The sequence below is a fragment of the Sinomonas sp. R1AF57 genome, from assembly GCF_002224485.1.
GTDB classification, from domain to species: domain Bacteria; phylum Actinomycetota; class Actinomycetes; order Actinomycetales; family Micrococcaceae; genus Sinomonas; species Sinomonas flava.
The window spans coordinates 1,612,991-1,633,920 of the sequence record NZ_CP022463.1; the positions used below are offsets into that span (position 1 = coordinate 1,612,991).

16 protein-coding genes and 1 tRNA gene are annotated in these 20,930 nt (G+C 71.6%); 13 read left to right on the forward strand and 4 right to left on the reverse strand.

Annotation, left to right across the window (positions count from 1 at the left end):
- The first annotated feature begins 1 nt into the window (after position 1).
- The 3 genes from sufD to CGQ25_RS07385 are packed head-to-tail and all read left to right on the forward strand — an operon-like array spanning position 2 to position 2,467.
- Positions 2 to 1,294 (forward strand): Fe-S cluster assembly protein SufD, encoded by a 1,293-nt coding sequence (sufD, locus tag CGQ25_RS07375; protein WP_208712483.1) that lies wholly within the window; start codon positions 2 to 4, stop codon positions 1,292 to 1,294.
- A 52-nt stretch (positions 1,295 to 1,346) separates the two neighbouring features.
- The gene (sufC, locus tag CGQ25_RS07380) at positions 1,347 to 2,120 is read left to right on the forward strand and encodes a Fe-S cluster assembly ATPase SufC (RefSeq protein ID WP_208712484.1); all 774 of its coding nucleotides are present in this window, start codon (positions 1,347 to 1,349) and stop codon (positions 2,118 to 2,120) included.
- 17 nt (positions 2,121 to 2,137) lie between these two features.
- Positions 2,138 to 2,467: a metal-sulfur cluster assembly factor gene (locus CGQ25_RS07385; RefSeq protein ID WP_208712485.1), complete on the forward strand. Its 330-nt coding sequence runs from the start codon at positions 2,138 to 2,140 to the stop codon at positions 2,465 to 2,467.
- Positions 2,468 to 2,547: 80 nt separating this feature from the next.
- On the opposite strand, the gene CGQ25_RS07390 is transcribed toward CGQ25_RS07385, so the two are convergent.
- Positions 2,548 to 3,429 carry a neutral zinc metallopeptidase gene (locus CGQ25_RS07390; protein WP_208712486.1) on the reverse strand — a complete coding sequence of 294 codons (882 nt, stop codon included), beginning with the start codon at positions 3,427 to 3,429 and terminating at the stop codon, positions 2,548 to 2,550.
- Between the two features lie 40 nt (positions 3,430 to 3,469).
- Here CGQ25_RS07390 and CGQ25_RS07395 point away from each other — a divergent pair, with 40 nt between their 5' ends.
- The 5 genes from CGQ25_RS07395 (at position 3,470) to nrfD (ending at position 11,603) form a co-directional block, all read left to right on the forward strand.
- Complete coding sequence (locus CGQ25_RS07395) at positions 3,470 to 4,870, forward strand: class I adenylate-forming enzyme family protein (RefSeq protein ID WP_208712487.1); 1,401 nt, start codon at positions 3,470 to 3,472, stop codon at positions 4,868 to 4,870.
- Positions 4,851 to 6,092: a thiolase family protein gene (locus CGQ25_RS07400; protein WP_208712488.1), complete on the forward strand. Its 1,242-nt coding sequence runs from the start codon at positions 4,851 to 4,853 to the stop codon at positions 6,090 to 6,092. Before CGQ25_RS07395 ends, CGQ25_RS07400 begins: the two co-directional genes overlap by 20 nt.
- Before the next feature lie 67 nt (positions 6,093 to 6,159).
- Complete coding sequence (gene fdh, locus CGQ25_RS07410; protein WP_255405649.1) at positions 6,160 to 9,504, forward strand: formate dehydrogenase; 3,345 nt, start codon at positions 6,160 to 6,162, stop codon at positions 9,502 to 9,504.
- On the forward strand, positions 9,505 to 10,515 hold the full coding sequence (locus tag CGQ25_RS07415; protein WP_208712491.1) for a 4Fe-4S dicluster domain-containing protein: 1,011 nt from the start codon (positions 9,505 to 9,507) through the stop codon (positions 10,513 to 10,515). It abuts the gene before it with no gap.
- The gene (gene nrfD / locus CGQ25_RS07420) at positions 10,512 to 11,603 is read left to right on the forward strand and encodes an NrfD/PsrC family molybdoenzyme membrane anchor subunit (RefSeq protein WP_208712492.1); all 1,092 of its coding nucleotides are present in this window, start codon (positions 10,512 to 10,514) and stop codon (positions 11,601 to 11,603) included. The genes CGQ25_RS07415 and nrfD overlap by 4 nt, the downstream gene beginning before the upstream one ends.
- A gap of 14 nt (positions 11,604 to 11,617) precedes the next feature.
- Here the strand turns inward: nrfD and selD are convergent, their stop codons facing one another.
- Positions 11,618 to 12,622, reverse strand: a complete 1,005-nt coding sequence (selD, locus tag CGQ25_RS07425; RefSeq protein ID WP_369802323.1) for a selenide, water dikinase SelD — start codon at positions 12,620 to 12,622, stop codon at positions 11,618 to 11,620.
- A 62-nt stretch (positions 12,623 to 12,684) separates the two neighbouring features.
- On the opposite strand from selD, the gene CGQ25_RS07430 reads away from it, so the two are divergent.
- From CGQ25_RS07430 to selB, 3 genes are all read left to right on the forward strand, one after another.
- Positions 12,685 to 12,779: transfer RNA gene (locus CGQ25_RS07430), tRNA-Sec, on the forward strand.
- A gap of 36 nt (positions 12,780 to 12,815) precedes the next feature.
- Positions 12,816 to 14,147 carry an L-seryl-tRNA(Sec) selenium transferase gene (gene selA, locus CGQ25_RS07435; protein ID WP_208712494.1) on the forward strand — a complete coding sequence of 444 codons (1,332 nt, stop codon included), beginning with the start codon at positions 12,816 to 12,818 and terminating at the stop codon, positions 14,145 to 14,147.
- A gap of 3 nt (positions 14,148 to 14,150) precedes the next feature.
- Positions 14,151 to 15,947, forward strand: a complete 1,797-nt coding sequence (selB, locus tag CGQ25_RS07440) for a selenocysteine-specific translation elongation factor (RefSeq protein WP_208712495.1) — start codon at positions 14,151 to 14,153, stop codon at positions 15,945 to 15,947.
- Between the two features lie 52 nt (positions 15,948 to 15,999).
- Here the strand turns inward: selB and CGQ25_RS07445 are convergent, their stop codons facing one another.
- A complete protein-coding gene (locus CGQ25_RS07445; protein WP_208712496.1) occupies positions 16,000 to 16,623 on the reverse strand; it encodes an energy-coupling factor transporter transmembrane protein EcfT in 624 nt (207 codons plus the stop codon).
- Complete coding sequence (locus CGQ25_RS07450) at positions 16,623 to 17,384, reverse strand: energy-coupling factor ABC transporter ATP-binding protein (protein WP_208712497.1); 762 nt, start codon at positions 17,382 to 17,384, stop codon at positions 16,623 to 16,625. Before CGQ25_RS07450 ends, CGQ25_RS07445 begins: the two co-directional genes overlap by 1 nt.
- Before the next feature lie 191 nt (positions 17,385 to 17,575).
- Here CGQ25_RS07450 and CGQ25_RS07455 point away from each other — a divergent pair, with 191 nt between their 5' ends.
- Both CGQ25_RS07455 and CGQ25_RS07460 read left to right on the forward strand, forming a co-directional pair.
- Positions 17,576 to 19,237, forward strand: a complete 1,662-nt coding sequence (locus CGQ25_RS07455) for an ATP-dependent DNA helicase RecQ (protein WP_208712498.1) — start codon at positions 17,576 to 17,578, stop codon at positions 19,235 to 19,237.
- Positions 19,238 to 19,324: 87 nt separating this feature from the next.
- Positions 19,325 to 20,926, forward strand: a complete 1,602-nt coding sequence (locus tag CGQ25_RS07460) for an ABC-F family ATP-binding cassette domain-containing protein (protein ID WP_208712499.1) — start codon at positions 19,325 to 19,327, stop codon at positions 20,924 to 20,926.
- Positions 20,927 to 20,930 lie beyond the last annotated feature (4 nt).

Consider the following 20,930-nt stretch of genomic DNA (forward strand, 5'->3'; position numbering starts at 1 on the left):
TATGGCTGAACTTACCGAAGTGACGACCGAAGAGAAGCTCGACGAGAAGGCCCGCATCGGCGCGCCGTCCATCCCCGGGCTGACCGAGGAGGGCGAGACGCTCGCCCCGGCGCAGACCACCGCCTCGCCTCTGGGCGGCGCCGCCGCCAAGAGCCACTCCCACGGCGGCGGCTACGGCATCCCGGACAGCTCGCGCGCCGGCCGCCTGACGTCGTACCGGCTCGAGGACTTCCCGGCCATCAAGGGCACCGAGGAGGAGTGGCGCTTCACGCCGCTCAAGCGCCTCGGCGGCCTCCACACGGCGGCGCTCGACGGCGCGGCCCCGGCAGTCGACGTCACGGGGCCCGAGGCGGTCCGGGTCGAGACGGTCGGCCGCGACGACGCCCGCATCGGCACCGCCGGCATCCCGGAGGACCGCGTCTCCGCGAACGCGTGGGCCCACTTCTCCGACGCCACCGTCGTGACCGTCCCCGCAGGGGCCGAGCTCGACGAGCACGTCCTCGTCACCGTGACCGGTGCCGGCGCCGCGGCAGCAGCCCTGCACCTGGTGATCGTCGCCGAGAAGGGTGCCCGCGCCGTCGTCGTGCTCAACCACGTCGGCGAGGCGGTCGTGTCCGAGAACGTCGAGATCGTCCTCGATGAGGGCGCAGACCTCACCGTGGTGACCCTGCAGGAGTGGACCGACGTCTCGGTCCACGCCTCGAGCCAGCAGGTCAAGGTCGGCCGCGATGCCCACCTGAAGCACATCAGCGTCAGCCTCGGCGGGTCCGTGGTCCGCGTGACCCCGACGGCGCGCTTCGCCGCTCCGGGCGGCGAGGCCGAGCTCTTCGGCCTCTACTTCGCCGACGCCGGGCAGCACCTCGAGCACCGCACCTTCGTGGACCACGCCCAGCCCAACTGCGTCTCCAACGTCCTCTACAAGGGTGCCCTCCAGGGCAAGGACGCGCGCACGGTGTGGGTTGGCGACGTGCTGATCCAGAAGCAGGCCGAGGGCACGGACAGCTACGAGAAGAACCAGAACCTCGTCCTGACCGACGGCTGCCGCGCAGACTCGGTGCCGAACCTCGAGATCGAGACCGGACTTATCGAAGGGGCAGGCCACGCGAGTGCGACCGGCCGCTTCGACGACGAGCACCTCTTCTACCTGATGGCACGTGGCATCCCCGAGGATGTGGCCCGGCGGCTGGTCGTGCGCGGCTTCCTGAACGAGGTCATCCAGAAGATCGGCGTCCCGTCCATCGAAGAGCACCTCACCGAGGCGGTCGAGCGCGAGCTCGAAGCCAGCGAGTACTGACCCTCACCTTTTCGGCTAGCCCGGGCCGACCGGGCACAAGGAGAACACACATATGTCCACTCTGGAGATCAAGGACCTGCACGTCTCGATCGAGACCGAGCAGGGCGTCAAGGAGATCCTCAAGGGCGTCACCCTCACCGTGAAGACGGGCGAGACACACGCCATCATGGGTCCCAACGGCTCCGGCAAGTCCACGCTCGCCTCGACGATCGCGGGGCACCCGCGCTACACCGTCACCTCGGGCTCCATCACGCTCGACGGCGAGGACGTCCTCGCGATGAGCGTCGACGAGCGCGCCCGCGCCGGCCTGTTCCTCGCCATGCAGTACCCGGTCGAGATCCCCGGCGTCACCATGACGAACTTCCTCCGCACTGCGAAGACCGCGATCGACGGCCAGGCCCCGGCGCTGCGCACGTGGACCAAGGACGTCAAGGCGGCCATGGACCAGCTCCGCATCGACGCCGACTTCGCCCAGCGCAACGTCAACGAGGGCTTCTCCGGCGGCGAGAAGAAGCGCGTGGAGATCCTCCAGCTCGAGCTGTTCAAGCCGAAGTTCGCGGTCCTCGACGAGACCGACTCGGGCCTCGACGTCGACGCGCTCAAGGTCGTCTCGGAGGGCGTCAACCGCGCGCAGGCCGAGGGCAGCATGGGCACCCTCCTCATCACCCACTACACTCGAATCCTCCGCTACATCAAGCCGGAGTTCGTGCACGTCTTCGTCGACGGCCGCATCGCCGAGCAGGGCGGTCCGGAGCTCGCCGACCGCCTCGAGGACGAGGGCTACGACCGCTACGTGGCCGGCGCCGGCTCGGCAGTGACGGCCTGATCAACCGGAAGGCAGCAATGACTGAGATCCAGCCCGCACAGACCTCGCTCGAGGACGTCGAAGAACGCCTCAAGGATGTCATCGACCCCGAGCTCGGCGTCAACGTCGTGGACCTGGGGCTCGTCTACGGCCTCGAGTACGGCGAGGACGGCGCCCTGCTCATCAGCATGACGCTCACCACGGCCGCGTGCCCGCTCACCGACATCCTCGAAGAGCAGGTCGGCCAGGCGCTCGACGGCGTGGTGGACGAGTGGCGCCTCAACTGGGTGTGGATGCCCCCGTGGGGTCCCGAGCGGATCACCGAGGACGGCCGCGACCAGATGAGGGCCCTCGGCTTCAACATCTGACAGCCGGCCTCCTCACCAGCACCGAGTACGACGACGGGCGGTCACCTTCCCCGCGGAAGGTGACCGCCCGTCGTCGTCCGTCAGATGGCTCCCGAGAACGTGTTGCACTGGTCGAGGTCGCCGCTCTGGAGACCCCGCATGAACCAGGTCTGGCGCTGCTGGCTCGACCCGTGGGTCCAGCCCTCAGGGTTGACGCGGCCGGTCGCGGACTTCTGGATGCGGTCGTCGCCCACGGCGGAGGCAGCCGAGAGAGCATCCTGGACGTCCTTCTGCGTCAGCGGCTCCAGGAACGGCTGGCCTGAGCCCTTGTCGGACGCGTAGTGCGCCCAGATCCCGGCGAAGCAGTCGGCCTGGAGTTCGACGCGAACCGAGCCTGACTGGGGTCCCTGCGGGTCCTTCTGCGCGTAGTCGAGGGTGCCGATGAGGCTCTGGACGTGGTGGCCGAACTCGTGCGCCACCACGTACTCCTGCGCGAGGGGCCCCCCGGAAGACCCGAACCGGGTCTCGAGGACCTGGAAGAACCCGGGGTCGAAGTAGGCGGTCGTGTCCCCGGGGCAGTAGAACGGCCCCACCTCGCTCGTGGCGGATCCGCAGGCCGTGCTCGTCGCCTGGCTGAAGATGACTGCCTGCGGCCGCGGGTACTTCACGCCCCGCTGGGGGAGGTAGCTGCCCCAGAACGCGTTGAGGCTGTTCACCGTGCCGACGATGCGGCAGTCGAGCCGCTCGTCGGCGTTCGCCCCGGTGCGGCACTCGGCGAGGCTGCTCGGATTGGCCTGCTGCGTCTGGGGCGCCTGGTTCGTGAGGTCCCCGAGGATCTGCGGGTTCACCCCGAGGAGCACCAGGATGAGCGCGACGATGCCCCCGCCGATTCCGCCGCCGATCACCCCGCCGCGCCCGAGGCCGCCGCCGCGCCGGTCCTGGACCTGCGACGGGTCCAGCTGTGCACCGTCATTGAAGCTCATGTACCCCAGAGTAGCGGGGCGGCCGCCGTAGAATGCTGTGATGCCTTTCCTTGACCAGCTGCGCCGCTGGGCGGCGCAGAAGCCGCACGAGCCCGCGGTGGTGTGCGGGCGCGAGCGGCTCACGTGGTCCGAGCTGCACGACGCCGCGGCAGCCCTCGCGCGGTCAGGCGAGCCCACAGGCATCCTCCGGCAGGGCAACGGCGTCGACTTCGCCGTCCGATGGGCCGCGGGCGTGGCGGGGGAGCGCGAGTGCGCCGTCCTGGACCCGCTGTGGCCAGAGCAGCTCGCCTCCGACGTCGAGGCCCGCCTCGCCGAGCGCTGGCGCACGGTGGAGCCGGTCCCGGCGGAACTGGCCGACGGCGATCCCGACTCCTCCTTCCTCGTCGGCCTCACCTCGGGCACGACCTCGCTGCCGAAGGGCTTCTCGCGCGCGCGGGGCTCGTGGCGGCGGTCCTTCGACGCCTCGATCGAGTGCTTCGCGCTCAAGCCCGAGGACAGGGTCCTGGCGCCGGGGCCGCTCTCGGCGAGCCTGAACCTGTACGCACTCTCGGAGTGCCTGTACGCCGGGGCCACATTCCACACCCTCCCGCACTTCGATGTCGGCGACGCCCACGCGGAGATCACCTCGCGGGGCATCACCAGGCTCGTCCTGGTCCCGACGATGCTGAGGGTCCTCGCCGAGCGCGGCCTCACCGGGGACGTCGACGCGAGCGGCGTCACCGCCGTCGTGTGCTCGGGGCAGAAGCTCGACCTCCGCACGCTCGAAGCGGTCCGGCGGTGGGCGCCTCAGGCCGCGGTGTGGGAGTACTACGGCGCCTCCGAGCTCTCGTTCGTCGCGGCGCGCCTCCACGAGCCTGGAGCCGTCGGCGCCGAGGTCGGGACCGGCGTCGGGCGCGCGTTCCCCGGCGTCCGCCTGGCCATCCTCGACGACGCGGGCAAGCCGCTGCCCGACGGCGGGGTGGGCAACATCTGCGTGAAGAGCGCCCTCGTCTCTGCAGGCTACGTGTGGGGCGACGACGGCGAGGCGTTCACCAGGCTCAGCGGCTGGGCCACGGTGCGGGACCAGGGGTTCCTCGACGGCGACGTCCTCCACGTCCTCGGCCGCAGGGCCGACATGATCAACACGGGCGGCGCCAACGTGTACCCGCACGAGGTCGAGGCGGCGCTGGCGATGCTTCCCGGCGTGGCGGAGGTCGTCGTCGCCGGCGTTCCCGACGACGTGCGCGGGCAGCGGATCGTGGCCGGGATCGTGCCCTCGCACGCGGGGCTCGGGCAGCTCGCCCTGCGCGCGGGCCTCGAGGGCTCGCTCCCGCCGGTCAAGCGGCCGCTGGCGTACCTCGAGCTGGCCGAGCTCCCCACCACAGAGCGGGGCAAGCTCAGCCGGGCCGAGTTCCAGCGCTGGGTCCTCGAGGGCGACGCCCGTGCGCGGCCCCTTCCCTGAGCCCGGCGCCGGCCGGCGACTCGCGCCGGACGGTGCGCCCCTCGTCGTCGCCGGCCAGCGCACTCCGCTCGCGCGCGCCGGCACCCTGCTCGCCGGCGTCCCCGCCCATCGGCTGCTCGCCCCCGTCCTGGAGGCTCTGACCGCGGCGCCCGGCCTCGACCCCGGGCGGCTCGCCGACGTCGTCGTCGGGAACGCCGCAGGGGGAGGCGGCAACCTCGCCCGCCTCGCCGCCCTCGACGCCGGACTGCCCGAGCGCCTCCCAGGCATCACGGTGGACCGGCAGTGCGGGTCGGGGCTCGACGCCGTGGTCCTCGCCTGCAGGCTCGCCCAGGCGGGCGCCGGCGATGCGTTCCTCGCCGGCGGCACGGAGTCGATCAGCACCGCACCGGTGCGCGGGAGACGGCTGCCAGACGGCGGCGTCGACTTCTACCACCGCGCCCAGCACGCCCCGACTCGCGACGGCGAGGCGGAGCCCGGCGACCCCGACATGGGCTTCGCTGCCGAGACGGTGGCGCGCGAGGCCGGCGTGGCCCGTGATCGCCAGGACTCGTTCGCGCTGCGCAGCCACCGTCTGGCCCTCGCCGCGGCGTCCTCGGGGGCGTTCGACGCCGAGCTCGTGCCTGTGCGCGGAGGTGGCGGGTGGGTGCGCGCGGACAACGGACCCCGCGCACGGCTTGACGCCAGGCTCCTCGCCCGCTTCCCGGCGGCGTTCGCTGCCGGGGGGACCGTCACGGCCGGGAACTCGTGCTTCGACGCCGACGGCGCGGCAGCCGTGCTCGTGGTGGCCCGCGATGCCGCGACGGGCTGCGAGGGGGCCGGCGGACGCGCGTCGCTGGCCTTCGTGGGCGCGACGACCGTGGGGGTCGACCCTCGGCGGCTCGGCCTCGGGGCGGCAGCGGCGGCTGGGTCGCTGCTGTCGGATCTCGGGCTGGACATCCAGGACGTCGCCGCCATCGAGTTCAATGAAGCCTTCGCGGGCCAGGTCCTCGCGTGCACCGACCGGCTCGGCCTCGGGCGCGCGCAGCTGGAGGCCGTGCTCAACACGGGCGGCGGTGCGCTCGCCCTCGGGCACGCGTACGGTGCCTCTGGGGCGGTCTCGGTGGTCCGGCTGCTCGCCCGGGCACAATCGCTCCCCGACGGCGCGCTGTGCCTCGCGCTCATCAGCTCCGCGGGGGGCCTTGGCACAGCGGCCCTCTTCGAGACCAGGAGGCCGCGCGGCTGAGGGGACGCCGCACACGGGCCCCGCGGGGTTCTTCGCTTGCGGTGTGATGTGGGATATGCTCCCGGACATGGCACGGCGAAGCTTCCTTGAGTGGCCAGTGGTTCGGCAGGTGACCACGGGCGACCTGTTCGGCCGCGGACCATCGGTCACGTCGCCCAAGACGCAGGCGATCGCCCCGCGGACGTCGACAGCCGACCGCGTCGTGCAGAGCGTCTGCCCGTACTGTGCTGTGGGATGTGGACAACGTGTCTACGTCAAGGACGAGAAGGTCGTCCAGATCGAAGGCGATCCGGACTCGCCCATCTCGCGCGGCCGGCTCTGCCCCAAAGGTTCCGCGAGCGAGCAGCTCGTCAATTCGCCGGGCCGGCAGACCCGAGTGCTGTACCGCGCCCCCCGCTCCACCGAATGGCAGCATCTGGACCTGGAGAAGGCCATCGACATGGTGGCGGACCGGTTCATCGAGACGCGCCGCAGGACCTGGCAGCAGGAGGACCAGCACGGACGGCTGCTCCGACGCACGATGGGGATCGCGTCGCTGGGCGGCGCCACCCTCGACAACGAAGAGAACTACCTCATCAAGAAGCTCTTCACGGCTGCCGGGGCGGTGCAGACCGAGAACCAGGCGCGCATTTGACACTCCGCCACGGTTCCCAGTCTGGGAGCCTCGTTTGGACGCGGTGGTGCGACGCAATCACTGCAGGACATGGCCAATGCCGACTGCATCGTCATCCAGGGCTCGAACATGGCCGAGTGCCACCCTGTGGGATACCAGTGGGTGGCGGAGGCGAAGGCCCGCGGCGCAAAGGTCATCCATGTAGACCCCAGATTCACGCGCACCTCCGCGGTCGCTGACAGGCACATCCCGATCCGTGCCGGCTCGGACGTTGTCCTCCTGGGCGCGCTCATCAACTACGTCATCACCAATGACCTCTGGTTCACGGAGTACGTGAAGGCGTACACCAATGCGGCAACGCTGGTGCACGACGACTACCGCGACGCCGAGGATCTCGGCGGACTGTTCTCCGGCTTCGATCCGGAGAAGCGGGCGTACGACACGTCGTCATGGTCGTACGCGGAAGAGGGCGGCGACCGCGTCGAGGAGCCCGGGGCCGCCTCGGAACACGGCGTCCATGCTTCGGCCCGCGCCGCTGGCGACGTCTTCGGCAGTGGCGGGCCCGCCTTGGAGCATGCCCAGGTGCAGCGCGATGACACGCTGCAGGACCCGCGGACCGTCTTCCAGATCGTCAAGCGCCACTACTCCCGCTACACCCCCGAGGTGGTCCGGGACATGTGCGGCATCGACATCGCCGACTTCGAGTATCTGGCGCGCACCATCGCGGAGAACTCGGGGCGCGAGCGGACGACGTGCTTTGCCTACGCCGTGGGCTGGACCCAGCACACACTGGGGGCGCAGTTCATCCGCGCCGCCGCGATCCTGCAGCTTCTGCTCGGAAACGTGGGCCGCCCCGGCGGCGGCATCATGGCTCTGCGCGGCCATGCAAGCATCCAGGGCTCCACGGACATCCCGACGCTCTTCAACCTGCTCCCTGGGTACCTTCCCATGCCCAGCGCAGGCCGCCACGACACCCTCAGCGACTATCTGGACGCCGTCGCGTCGAAGAAGCAGAAGGGATTCTGGGCCGACGCGGACGCCTACACCATCAGCCTGCTGAAGGCCTGGTGGGGCGATGCCGCGACGGCGGAGAACGACTGGGCGTACGACTACCTTCCCCGGCTGACCGGAGCGCACGGCACGTACGAGACGGTGATGGGCATGCTCGACGACGAGGTGGAGGGCTACTTCCTCCTCGGACAGAATCCGGCCGTCGGGTCAGCCCACGGCCGCATGCAGCGGCTGGGGATGTCCCACCTGAAATGGCTGGTGGTGCGGGACCTGAATCTCATCGAGTCGGCCACGTGGTGGAAGGACGGCCCGGAAATCGAGTCCGGGGAGCTGCACACCGAGGACATCGAGACCGAGGTGTTCTTCCTGCCTGCCGCCACCCATGTGGAGAAGGCGGGGTCGTTCACCCAGACCCAGAGACTGCTGCAGTGGCGGCACCAAGCGGTCACACCCCCTGGAGACTGCCAGAGCGAACTGCAGTTCTTCTTCGAGCTGGGCCAGCGGATCCGCCAGAAGCTGGCCGGGTCCGACGACGAGCGCGACCGCCCGCTGCTCGACCTCACCTGGGACTATCCCACGGACGAGCACGGCGATCCCGACCCCGAGTCGGTGCTCGCCGAGATCAATGGCCGTCATCTCGAGGGGCCGGACGCAGGCAGGCCCCTCTCGGCGTACACCGAGCTGCGTGCCGACGGTTCGACCTCGGGCGGCTGCTGGATCTACACCGGCGTGTACGCGGACGGCATCAACCACGCCGCCAACCGGAAGCCCGGCCACGAGCAGGGGCCCGCGGCTCCGGAATGGGGATGGGCCTGGCCCGCCAACCGCAGGATCCTGTACAACCGGGCATCTGCCGACCCGGCCGGCAAGCCGTGGAGCGAGCGGAAGAAGTACATCTGGTGGGACGAGGAACAGCAGCGATGGGTGGGCGATGACGTTCCCGACTTCCCGCCTGACAGGGCCCCGGGGAGCAAGCCCGACCCCGCGCTCGGCGGTCCCGCCGCGCTCAGTGGAGATGATCCGTTCATCATGCAGTCCGACGGCAAGGGCTGGCTGTTCGCTCCCAAGGGCCTCGTGGACGGACCCCTTCCCACCCATTACGAGGCTCAGGAATCGCCGGTGGCCAACGTGCTGTACCCGCAGCAGCAGAGCCCAGCGCGGCTCGTCTTCCCCCGAGCCGACAACCTGAGTGCGCCAAGCGCCGGCATCAGCGGTGCTGACGTCTATCCCTACGTCTTCACCACCTACCGGCTCACGGAGCACCACACTGCGGGAGGCATGAGCCGCTGGCTCCCGTACCTCTCGGAACTGCAGCCGGAGATGTTCTGCGAGGTTTCGCCCGAGCTGGCCGCCGAGCGAGGGCTCGAGCCCTACGGGTGGGCAACGATCATCTCGCCGCGCTCGGCCATCGAGGCGAAGGTGATCGTCACCGAACGGGTGAAGCCGCTGACCGTGGGCAACCATACGGTGCACCAGATCGGCCTGCCGTACCACTGGGGCGTCGGGGAGAACGCGGTCGTCAGCGGCGATGCGGCCAACGACCTCCTGGGCGTGACACTGGACCCGAATGTCCAGATCCAGGAGTCGAAGGTCGCCTCCTGCGATATCCGGCCTGGCCGCCGGCCCCGAGGGGCGGACCTGCTCGCCCTCGTGGCGGAGTACCAGCAGCGGGCGGCCACGACGCCTGAGACCGGGAACAGCGCGGTCACCGATCCCGCTGCCGAAGGCTTCGCTCCCGGACCCGGCCAGAGCGGCGAGGCGGGCACCGACTCGAGGGTGGAGGACTAGATGGGCCAGCTGTCCGGACCGACCGATCCCACTGCCGATGCTCACTGGGAGAACGCCCAGTCCCGGAAGGGGTTCTTCACCGACACCTCTATCTGCATCGGCTGCAAGGCCTGTGAGGTTGCGTGCAAGGAGTGGAACCACAATCCCCAGGACGGGAACCTCGAGCTGCTCGAATCCTCGTACGACAACACCGGGGCACTGGGGGCGAGCACGTGGCGCCACGTCGCCTTCGTCGAGCAGGGCAGGGAACGGATCGTCGAAGCCCGCGAGTCCGGACGTGCGCTCGTCAATCTGGGGATGCCCCGGGTCGGCCCTCCAGCGGCTGCCGCGGAGATGACGGCGAACCTCGCGGAGGCAGATACGACGCCGCCGGACACCGCCGACTTCCGGTGGCTGATGTCCTCCGACGTCTGCAAGCACTGCACCCACGCCGGATGCCTCGACGTCTGTCCCACCGGAGCGCTCTTCCGCACCGAGTTCGGCACCGTCGTTGTGCAGGACGACGTGTGCAACGGCTGCGGGACCTGCGTGGCAGGCTGCCCCTTCGGAGTGATCGAACGCCGCCGCGACGGGACTGTCGCGGTGGCTGCCGAGCGGGAGGACCGGCACGCCGAGCACCCCGCGGTCCCCAACGTGGGCATCGCCCAGAAGTGCACGCTGTGCTATGACCGCCTGGTGGCCGACGAGACGCCGTCGTGCGCCAAAGCCTGCCCGACGACGTCCATCAAGTTCGGCGACCACGACGACATGGTGGAGACGGCGAGGGAGCGGGTCGCCGCCCTGCACGAGCAGGGCCTGACGGAGGCGAGGCTCTACGGCGCGAACGAGCTCGACGGCGTCGGCGGAACCGGCTCAGTCTTCCTGCTGCTCGACGAGCCCGAGGTCTACGGGCTTCCGCCGGACCCGAAGGTTCCCACGGCTGATCTGCCCCGGATGTACCGGCGTGCGGGCAGCGCCGTGGCCGGAATGGTGGCCGCGGCCGCGTTGGCTTTCGTGAGAGGACGTGCGTGACCCACTCGGATTTTGACAGTTTCCGGCCACCGGCGCCTCCCCGCCGCGGTTTCCGGGGCGGCCCCAAGCGTGGTGTACGCCGTCGCGACGGTGGCGACGGATCTCGGGAAATGCCGATGGTGCCGGAGCCCGAGTTCACCTCCTACTACGGCCGTCCTGTGGTCAAGCCCGCGCCGTGGGGCGACGACGTTGCCGCCTACCTGTTCCTTGGCGGCGTCGCGGGAGGGTCCGCGCTGCTCGGCTTGGGCGGCCAGCTGACCGGACGCGAGACGCTGCGCCGGAACGCGCGGCTGAGTGCCCTCGCAGCGGTCAGCCTCGGCGCGGCTGCACTTGTGAAGGACCTCGGCCGGCCGGAACGCTTCCTGCATATGCTCCGCACCTTCAAGCTGACCTCGCCGATGAGTGTCGGCTCCTGGATCCTCAGCGCGTTCAGTGCCGGCGCAGGCGTGGCGGCGGTCGCGGAGATCGACCGCATGAGTGGCAGGCGGCTGCCGCTGGGCCCGCTGCGGCCGGTACTGCAGGCTGTCGAGGGGCCGGCCGGATTCGAGGCGGCGCTGTTCGCCGGTCCGCTGGCGGCATACACAGCGGTCCTGCTCGGCGACACTGCCACGCCGACCTGGAACGCAGCCCATGAGGAGCTGCCCTTCGTCTTCGTGAGTTCGGCGTCGCTCGCCTCAGCCGGGCTCGCCATGATCACGACTCCAATCCACGAGGCCGGTCCGGCCCGGACGCTCGGCGCGATCGGCGTCGTCGGCGATCTCGTGGCGACGCGGGTCATGGAGCACCGGATGGACCCGGTGGAAGCCGAGCCCCTGCACGAGGGCAAGCCCGGTGCCATGCTGAAATGGAGCGAGCGGTTGGCGATCGCCGGCGGGGTGGGGACACTGCTGGCTGGCCGCAGCCGCGCTGTAGCCGCAGCCTCGGGGCTCGCATTGCTGGCCGCTTCCGCCCTCACCAGGTTCGGCCTCTTCGAAGCAGGCCTTGCTTCGGCCAAGGACCCGCGCTACACGATCGAACCGCAGAAGAAGCGGCTCGCGGCCCGCCGCGCGGCCGGCGTCACGAACGATTCGATCACCACGGCGCGCTGATACGCCAGCTCCGTCTAGCGGACCTCGATGCCCCCGCCCACCACGGTGTGGCCGACCACGGGATGCCCGGGCACTTCTCCGACCACGAGCAGGCCGCCCGAGGTCTGCGCGTCGGCAAGGAGGAGCAGATCGTCGTCCGTGACCCCGGAACCGAACCCCAGATGTGGCCGCACCCAGTCGAGGTTGCGCCGGGTCCCGCCGGAGACGAAGCCTTCCCGAAGCGACTCCCGGGCCCCCTCGACCACGGGCACTGACGCCAGGTCGATCACCGCGCCAACTCCGGAGGCGCGGCACATCTTGTACAGGTGTCCCAGCAGGCCGAACCCGGTCACATCCGTCGCCGCACGGACCCCCGCCGCCACCGCTGCCTCGGCTGCGTCGCGATTCAGTGCCGTCATCGTCGCCACCGCCTCAGGGAACACTTCGCCGGTCCGCTTGTGCCGGTTGTTGAGGAGTCCGACGCCGAGCGGCTTGGTGAGCGTGATCGGCAGACCGGGCTGCGCCGCATCATTGCGCAGCAGCCGGTCGGGATGGGCGACGCCGGTCACCGCCATGCCGTACTTGGGCTCCGGATCGTCGATCGAATGGCCGCCGATCACCGGACAGCCCGCCTCTGCGGCGATGCTCAGACCGCCGCGGAGCACCTCGGTCATCAGCTCCGTGGGGAGCACCTCGCGGGGCCACCCCACGAGGTTGACCGCCATGATGGGGGTGCCTCCCATCGCGTAGATGTCGGAGAGCGCGTTGGCGGCGGCGACCCGGCCCCAGTCATAGGCGTCGTCGACGACCGGAGTGAAGAAGTCCGCGGTGGAGAGCACGGCCAGGTCCTCGCGCACGAGCACCGCGGCGGCGTCGTCGCCGCTGTCGAGGCCCACGAGTACGTCGGCAGCCGGCTGGCCCATCAGACCCCGAACCGCGTCTTCGAGCTCGCCGGGAGGGATCTTGCAGGCGCAACCGCCGCCGTGGGCATAGCCGGTCAGCCGGAGCGCGCCGACCGCGTCGTCGTCGAGCTGGGTCAGTGACGTACGAGCCTCATTCACCCGCCCAGCCTACCCTCCAGCCACCTGCTACATTGGGCTCCGGTGGCGTCCGGGTCCTGGTGGGCCCCCCGGTCTTCAAAACCGGTGAGACCGAGCATCTCGGTCTGGCGGGTTCGATTCCCGTCCGCCACCGCCAACCATCGGCAGGTGCTGCCGGCACTGAGGAGGGCATGTGGACGACGTCGACCCTCGCCGCCTCATCCCCCGCACGAATGACCTACTGGCCCTGCCGGCTGTCCATCAGGCCCGAAGCCGACTGAACGAGCGCGTCATCCGGGACACCGTCCGGCAGGTTCAGGAGCGGGCACGGCGCGGCGAGCTCCCGCCCAGCGATGTGGAGGCGGCCTTGGTCGGCGCTCTGACTGCGCGCAGTGCGGCATCCCTCCGCCCGGTGCTGAACGCGACGGGCGTCATCGTCCACACCAACCTCGGCCGCGCCCCTCTCTCCGCTCGTGCGGTTGAAGCCCTCGTGGCAGCCAGCGGCTACGTCGACGTGGAGCTGGACCTCGCAGACGGCACCCGCTCACGCCGCGGCGCGAGCGCCCGCGCCGCTCTGCTCGCCGCCTGCCCGGCTGCCGAGGACGCACTGGCAGTCAACAATGGGGCCGCGGCCCTGGTCCTGGCGACCACAGCTCTCGCCGCCGGCCGGGAGGTGGTGGTGAGCCGCGGGGAACTCGTCGAGATCGGAGCAGGCTTCCGCCTGCCCGACCTGATCGAGTCGACCGGCGCAGTGCTCCGCGAGGTGGGGGCGACCAACCGGACGCACCTGCGCGACTACGCCAGCGCCGTCGGCCCCGAGACGGGCTGCGTGCTCAAGGTCCACCCGAGCAACTTCCGGGTGGACGGCTTCACCTCCGCCGTCGGGCTGGGGGAGTTGAGTGCTCTGGCGGCCGGGCACGGGATACCGCTCGTGGCTGATCTTGGGAGCGGGCTGCTGGCACCCGACCCGTACCTGCCGGACGAGCCCGATGCTGCGACCGCGCTGGGCGACGGTGCCGACGTCGTCATCGCCAGCGGCGACAAGCTGCTCGGCGGCCCCCAGGCGGGCCTGCTGTTGGGCGGCAGGGAGATCATCGAGCGGCTGGCGCGCCACCCGCTCGCGCGGGCCGTCCGGGCGGACAAGCTCGCCCTCGCCGCCCTCGAGGCGACGGTTGCGGGGGACCCGCCGCCGGTGGTTCGGGCGCTGCATGCCGACGCGGGGGAGCTGCGGCGCCGAACGGACACGCTCGCCCGCGCCCTCGGCGTACTTGTCGTGCCGCACGACGGTCGGGTTGGCGGCGGCGGTGCCCCCGGTGTTCCCCTGCCTGGATGGGCGCTTCAACTCCCCGAGGGGATCGCGGCCCTCCTGCGCACCGGCGAGCCCGCCGTGCTGCCGCGCGTCCACGACGGCTCGTGCCTCGTGGACCTGCGCTGCGTGCCCGAAGACGACGACCACCGGGTCCTCGCCGCAGTGCGACGGGCGCTGGCGGCCCTCGACGGCGCGGGTGCGGGCAGGGCGGGCTGAGCGATGCACGTCGTGGCCACCGCCGGACACGTCGATTCCGGCAAGAGCACCCTGGTCCGCGCCCTCACGGGCATGGAGCCGGACCGCTGGGAGGAAGAACGGCGCCGCGGGCTGACCATCGATCTGGGCTATGCCTGGACCACTCTGGCGTCGGGACGGGAGGTCGCCTTCGTCGACGTCCCCGGGCATGAGCGCTTCCTCGGCAACATGCTTGCCGGGATCGGTCCCGCGCCCGTCGTCTGCTTCGTCGTTGCCGCCGACGAGGGCTGGCAGGCGCAGTCCGGCGACCACCGCGACGCCGTCGCGGCGCTGGGCATCGAGCACGGCGTCGTGGTCCTGAGCCGCGCCGACCGGGCGTCCGCGCGCGAGATCGGCGACGTCCTCGCACAGGCCCGCAGAGAGCTGGCCGGGACAGGCCTGCGGGACGCCCCCGCCGTCGCGGTGTCGGCGACCGAAGGCACGGGCCTGGATGAGTTCCGCGACGCGCTCGACGGCGTCCTCGCCGGCGTGCCGTCCCCCGCGCCCACCGGCCGGGTCCGGCTGTGGGTGGACCGTTCCTTCGCCATCACCGGCTCCGGAACGGTGGTGACCGGGACATTGGGCGCGGGAACCATCGTCCAGGGCGACCAGCTCCAGCTGCTCGGCCACGGGGATCCCCGGCCGGCAGTGGTCCGGGCCTTGGAGAGCCGGGACGCCTCGTGTGCCTCCGTCGGGCCGGTCAGCCGCGTGGCCGTGAACCTCCGCGACGTGGCCGCCGAGGAGGTCCGCCGCGGCGACGCACTCGTCACTCCCGATGCGTGGCCCTCCACGCGTGTCCTGGGCGTCCGCAGGACGACGGGCGCGCCCTACACCGAGGCGCCGGAGCAGCTCATGGTCCACGTGGGCACCGCCTCCGTACCGGCCCGGCTGCGTCCCTTCGGGGCCGACCATGCCAGGCTCGTCCTTGACCGGCACCTGCCGCTCGTCCTCGGCGACCGCCTGGTGCTGCGTGACCCGGGGAGCCGCTCGGTCCTCGGCGGCGCACGCGTCCTCGATGCCGATCCGCCGGAACTGCGCCGGCGCGGGGACAGCACCCGATGGGCGGAGCGCCTCGCGGGCATGGACCCGGCAGGTGACGTGCTGGGCGAAGTGGCAGCGCGGGGCGCGGTCCAGGAACAGCATCTCCGCCGGCTCGGGCTGCTCTCGGAGGACCCTGGGGCAGCGCCCCCCGGGGTTCGCGTCCTGCGCGAGTGGTGGGTGCATGCCCCTGTCTTCGAGGCGTGGCAGCAACGGCTGCGCACCGCGCTTGAGGCGCTTCAGGAGAGCGACCCCCTGACCCCGGGCCTGTCCATGGGTGCAGCCCGTGACCTGCTCACGCTGCCCGACGAGAGGCTCCTTGCGCACATCGTCCGGGAGGCCGGCCTCGAACAGGAGGGCGGCCGCGTCCGGCTGCCCGGCGGCCACGGCAGCCTCGGTGCTGCGGAGTCGGCGGTTGCCGACCTGGAGCGACGGCTCACCGCAGACCCGTTCCGCGCCCCGGAGGCCGACGAGCTGGCCGCCCTCAAGCTCGGGGCCCGGGAGCTGGCCGCGGCCGAGCGGATGGGGCGTGTGCTGCGGCTGCGCGATGGGGTGATTCTCCTCCCGACGGCGCCAGCCCTCGCGATGCGCGTCCTCGCCCGCCTCGAGCAGCCCTTCACCACGAGCCAGGCGCGCCAGGCGCTCGGCACCACGCGGCGGATTGCCGTTCCGCTGCTGGAGCATCTCGACTCGCGCGGCTGGACCCGGCGTCTGGACGCGGGCCACCGCGCGGTGGTCCGCTAGCCCCGAGGCTTCGAAGACCCTGGGCAGGGCCACCGCGCCGAGGGCGGCGGCGTCAGTCGTCCCCGAGGCCCCTGGCGGCGAGGGCGTCGCCGGTCCGCCGCGCGTAGGCCACCGCCGAGAGCACCACAGGAACAGTCCGGGCCCGCACGCTGTGCTCGAGCCCGCGCGCACGGGCAGCATCGCCCACTTCCGCGAACGCGCCAGCGAGCACCGGGATGCTCCGCAGCATGATCGCGATCGCGAGGGCGAACCGCTCGGGGTCCGCTCCGAAGCGCTGGAGGGGCCGAGCGAGCGACGCGACGGCGTCGAGGAGCCGCTCGAGCGGCACCGTGGCCGTGAGGAGTCCCGCTGCCACGAAGCAGAGCAGCAGATTGGCCACGATCCGCGTCGCCGTCTCCGGCCCCTGCTGCCAAGACTGGAACGCGAAGAGGACGACGGCGAACGGCAGCACCAGCTTCCACGACGCCGCCAGGCGGCGGACTCCGAGCCCCGCCGAGAGCCAGGCTGCGACTGCCAGCCCCAGGACCCCCACGGAGACACGCCAGTCCAGGAGCACGAAGCTCGCCGCACCTGCCGCGACCACGCCGAGGAACTTGGCCCACAGCGGCGCCCGATGAAGCCACGAGTCGCCCGGGACGTATCCGGCGAGCAGGCCGCCGGCCGAGCGGGCGCGCATCAGCTGCCCTCCGCCGTCGTGCGCGGACCGCCGATCCCGGCAGGCGCGGCGCAGAGCTCACGGTAGAAGCCCACGGCGGCGGCGGGCTTGCCGTCGTAGGCGATCCGGCCGCCCTCGACGACGAGGACCCGGTCGGCGTCCAGGGCGAGTTCGAGGTCGTGGGTGGAGAGGATCACCTGCTGGCTCAGTCCGGCCAGTGTGCGGCGCAGGAGTTCGCGGTTGCGCAGGTCGAGGAGAGTGGACGGCTCGTCGAGGATGAGGACCTCGGGGTCGACGGCGAGCACGGCGGCGAGTGCCATGAGCTGCCGTTCGCCGCCTGAGAGCTCGTACACGCTCTGGTCGGCGAGCGCCCCGAGCCCGAACCTGTCGAGGACGGCCTGCGCCGCCGCGGCCCGCTCCGCGCGGTTGCGGTGACTCCGGCGCAGGGAGAGCTCGACGTCTTCGCGCCCCGTGGGCATGACGAGCTGGGAGAGCGGGTCCGTGAACACGAACCCCACGCGCTGGCGGACCGCGCGCCCGTCGCGGACGGTGTCCAGGCTGTCGATGCGCACACTCCCCGAGGTCGGCTCGACGAGCCCGTTGAACAGCCGGAGGAGTGTGGACTTGCCGGACCCGTTGGCACCCAGGACGGCGATGCGCGGCTCCGTGAGCGTGACGCCGACGCCGTCGAGCAGCACTTTCGAGGCGGCGTCGGAGGGCGCGCCCGTCGGCCCGTCGATGGGGACGGCGACGGAGACGCCGTCGATCTCGATGCAGGCCATGGTTCCTCCTGTGCTGCCGCCGGACGCGGCCCTCTGCCTCAGAAGGCTACGCACCGCGGCGACGCTCCGTTTTGTGGGCGGCCCACGACGCCGCCGGGCTGGCTTTGGCGGGGGCCGACAACCGGGTGGGCCTGGCGTCGTTTCCGCTGCCGTCGTTTCCGCTGCCGCCGCGACGGGTAGGCGCATCCACGATGACAGCGAACCAGCCTCCGACCGATGACGAGCTCCGCCGGACCGCCGCAGGGCGCTTCGGATTCGACGAGTGGCGGGAGGGCCAGTTCGAGGCGGTCCAGGCCGCCGCAGGCGGCCGCGACGTGCTCGCGGTGATGCCCACGGGGCACGGAAAGTCGGCGGTGTACCAGGTCCCCGCGGCGGCGCTGGACGCGGTGACCGTGGTCGTCAGCCCGCTCATCGCCCTCCAGCGCGACCAGGTGGACGCCCTCAACGAGACCCTGGGCGCCGGGCGCGCTGTCGCCCTCAACTCGACTCTGGGGGTGCGGGCCGAGCGCCGCACGTGGGAGGCGCTCGAGGACGGGGAGGCCAGATTCGTGTTCCTGGCTCCGGAGCAGCTTGCGCGCGAGGACACCCTCGCGCGGCTCGCGGGCCTCCGTCCGGCCCTCTTCGTCGTGGACGAGGCCCACTGCATCTCAGCGTGGGGCCACGACTTCCGTCCCGACTACCTCACCCTCGGGGGAGCGGTGGAACGGCTCGGCCATCCGACGACCGTGGCCCTCACCGCCACCGCGTCACCGCAGACGCGCGCGGAGATCGTCGCCAGGCTCGGCCTCGTGGACCCGCTCGTACTGGTGCAGAGCTTCGACCGGCCCAATCTCGCCCTCCGCGTCACCCGGCACGCGACCGATGCCGAGAAGCGGGCCGCAGTGCTCGACGAGGTCGCCGAGCTCGGTGGCCCCGGGCTGGTGTACGCCGCCACCCGCCGTGCCTCCGAGGACTACGCGGCTGCCCTGGCCGAGCGCGGGCTGCGCGCCGAGGCCTACCATTCCGGGCGACGTGCGGCAGACCGTGCGTCCGTCCACGCGCGCTTCCTCGGCAACGAGCTCGACGTCGTCGTGGCCACCACCGCCTTCGGCATGGGCATCGACAAGCCCGACGTGCGGTTCGTCGTCCACGCTCACATCCCCGACTCCCTCGACAGCTACTACCAGGAGATCGGCCGCGCCGGCCGGGACGGCGACCCGGCGCTCGCGGTCCTCCACTATCGGTCCGAGGATCTCGGCCTCCAGCGCTTCTTCGCGGGGGGATCAGTCGCAGAGGATCACCTCGCGGCGGTGTTCGACGCCGTGCGCCGGGCTGGTCCTGCGCGGCCGGCGGCCCTCCGGGCCGAGACGGGACTGAGCACCCGCGCCCAGTCCCGCGCCCTCGCCCTCCTCGAGGGGAGCGGGGCCATCCGTGGTGGCCGGCGCGGCTTCCAGACGGTCGACGGCGTAGGGCGGGCCGACGCCGTCGAGCGCGCCGTGGCAGAGGAGGACGCACGACGGCGCGTGGACACCTCGCGCGTGGAGATGGCCCGCGGGTACGCGGAGACCGACCTGTGCCGCCGGCAGTGGCTCCTGAACTACTTCGGCGAGGAGGCCCCCGCCTGGTGCGGCAACTGCGACCGCTGCGAGGAGGCGGGCAGCCGAGAGCAGGCCCAGGAGCGGGAGGAAGCGACGCCGGGCGGGTGGTCGATGCAGGACCCGGTCCGCCACCGGGACTGGGGCTCGGGGCTCGTCATGGGGGTGGAACCGGACCGGATCACTGTCCTCTTCGACTCCGTGGGCTACCGCGAGCTCGCCCTGTCCGCGATCGAGGACAACGAGGGCCTGCTCGTCAGGGAGCCCGCGTCGGATTGACGCCGGGTCAGGAGGCCCCCGTCAGGGCCGATACCATGGGATGAGGCCCAGGTCCGGGCCGCATCCCCCGAAAGGCACCCGACTGACGTGATCACTGTCTCCAACCTCGAACTGCGCGCCGGCGCCCGCCTGCTCATGGACGAGGTGAACTTCCGGATCGACAAGGGAGACAAGATCGGCCTCGTGGGCCGCAACGGGGCGGGCAAGACCACGCTCACCCGTGTGCTCGCGGGGGAGGGGCTCCCGGCGGCGGGCACTGTCACGCGCTCCGGCGAGATCGGCTACCTTCCGCAGGACCCGCGGACGCCCGACATGGAGCAGCTCGCGCGGGACCGCATCCTGTCCGCACGGGGGCTCGACGTCGTCGTGCGCAAGCTGCGCGAGGCCCAGGCGGACATGTCCAGCGAGGACGCCGAGGTCCAGCGCAAGGCGATGGGGCGCTACGACCGGCTCGAGGCCGAGTTCCTCGCGGGCGGCGGGTACGCCGCCGAGGCCGAGGCGGCGGCGATCTCGGCGAACCTCGCCCTCCCGGACCGCATCCTCAACCAGCCGCTGCGCACCCTCTCGGGCGGCCAGCGCCGCCGCGTCGAGCTGGCCCGCATCCTGTACTCGAGCGCCGACACGCTCCTCCTCGACGAGCCGACCAACCACCTCGACGCCGACTCGATCGCGTGGCTGCGGGACTTCCTCAAGTCGCACCAGGGCGGCCTCATCGTCATCTCCCACGACGTCGAGCTCCTCGAGGCGACCGTGAACAAGGTGTTCCACCTCGACGCGAACCGGGCCGTGATCGACATCTACAACATGGGCTGGAAGCGCTATCTCACCCAGCGCGAGACGGACGAGCGCGCACGACGGCGCGAACGCGCCAACGCCGAGAAGAAGGCCCAGGTCCTGATGGACCAGGCGAACAAGATGCGCGCGAAGGCGACCAAGGCCGTCGCCGCGCAGAACATGGCCAAGCGCGCCGAGCGGCTCCTCGCGGGGGTCGCGGAGGAGCGCGTCTCGGACCGCGTGGCCGCGCTGCGCTTCCCGGAGCCCGCTCCCTGCGGCAAGACCCCCCTGACGGCCGAGGGCCTGTCCAAGTCCTACGGCTCCCTCGAGATCTTCACGGACGTGGACCTCGCGGTCGACCGGGGGTCCCGCGTGGTGATCCTGGGCCTAAACGGCGCGGGCAAGACGACCCTCCTGCGCATGCTCGCGGGCGTCGACTCGCCGGACACCGGAGAGGTCGTGGCGGGCCACGGCCTGAAGATCGGCTACTACGCCCAGGAGCACGAGACCCTCGACACGGACCGGACGGTCCTCGAGAACATGCGCAGCGCCGCCCCCGACCACCTCGGCGACGCCGACGTGCGGGGGATCCTGGGCTCGTTCCTCTTCACGGGCGACGACGTCGACAAGCCCGCCGGCGTCCTCTCCGGCGGCGAGAAGACCCGCCTCGCCCTCGCGACCATCGTGGCCTCGAGCGCGAACGTCCTGCTCCTGGACGAGCCAACCAACAACCTTGATCCCGCGAGCCGCCGGGAGATCCTCGGGGCCCTGAAGACCTACAAGGGCGCCGTCGTCATGGTCAGCCACGACGAGGGCGCCGTCGAGGCGCTCAACCCCGAGCGCGTCGTGCTGCTGCCGGATGGCGTGGAGGACCTGTGGAGCGCCGACTACCTCGACCTCATCACGCTCGCCTAGCGCC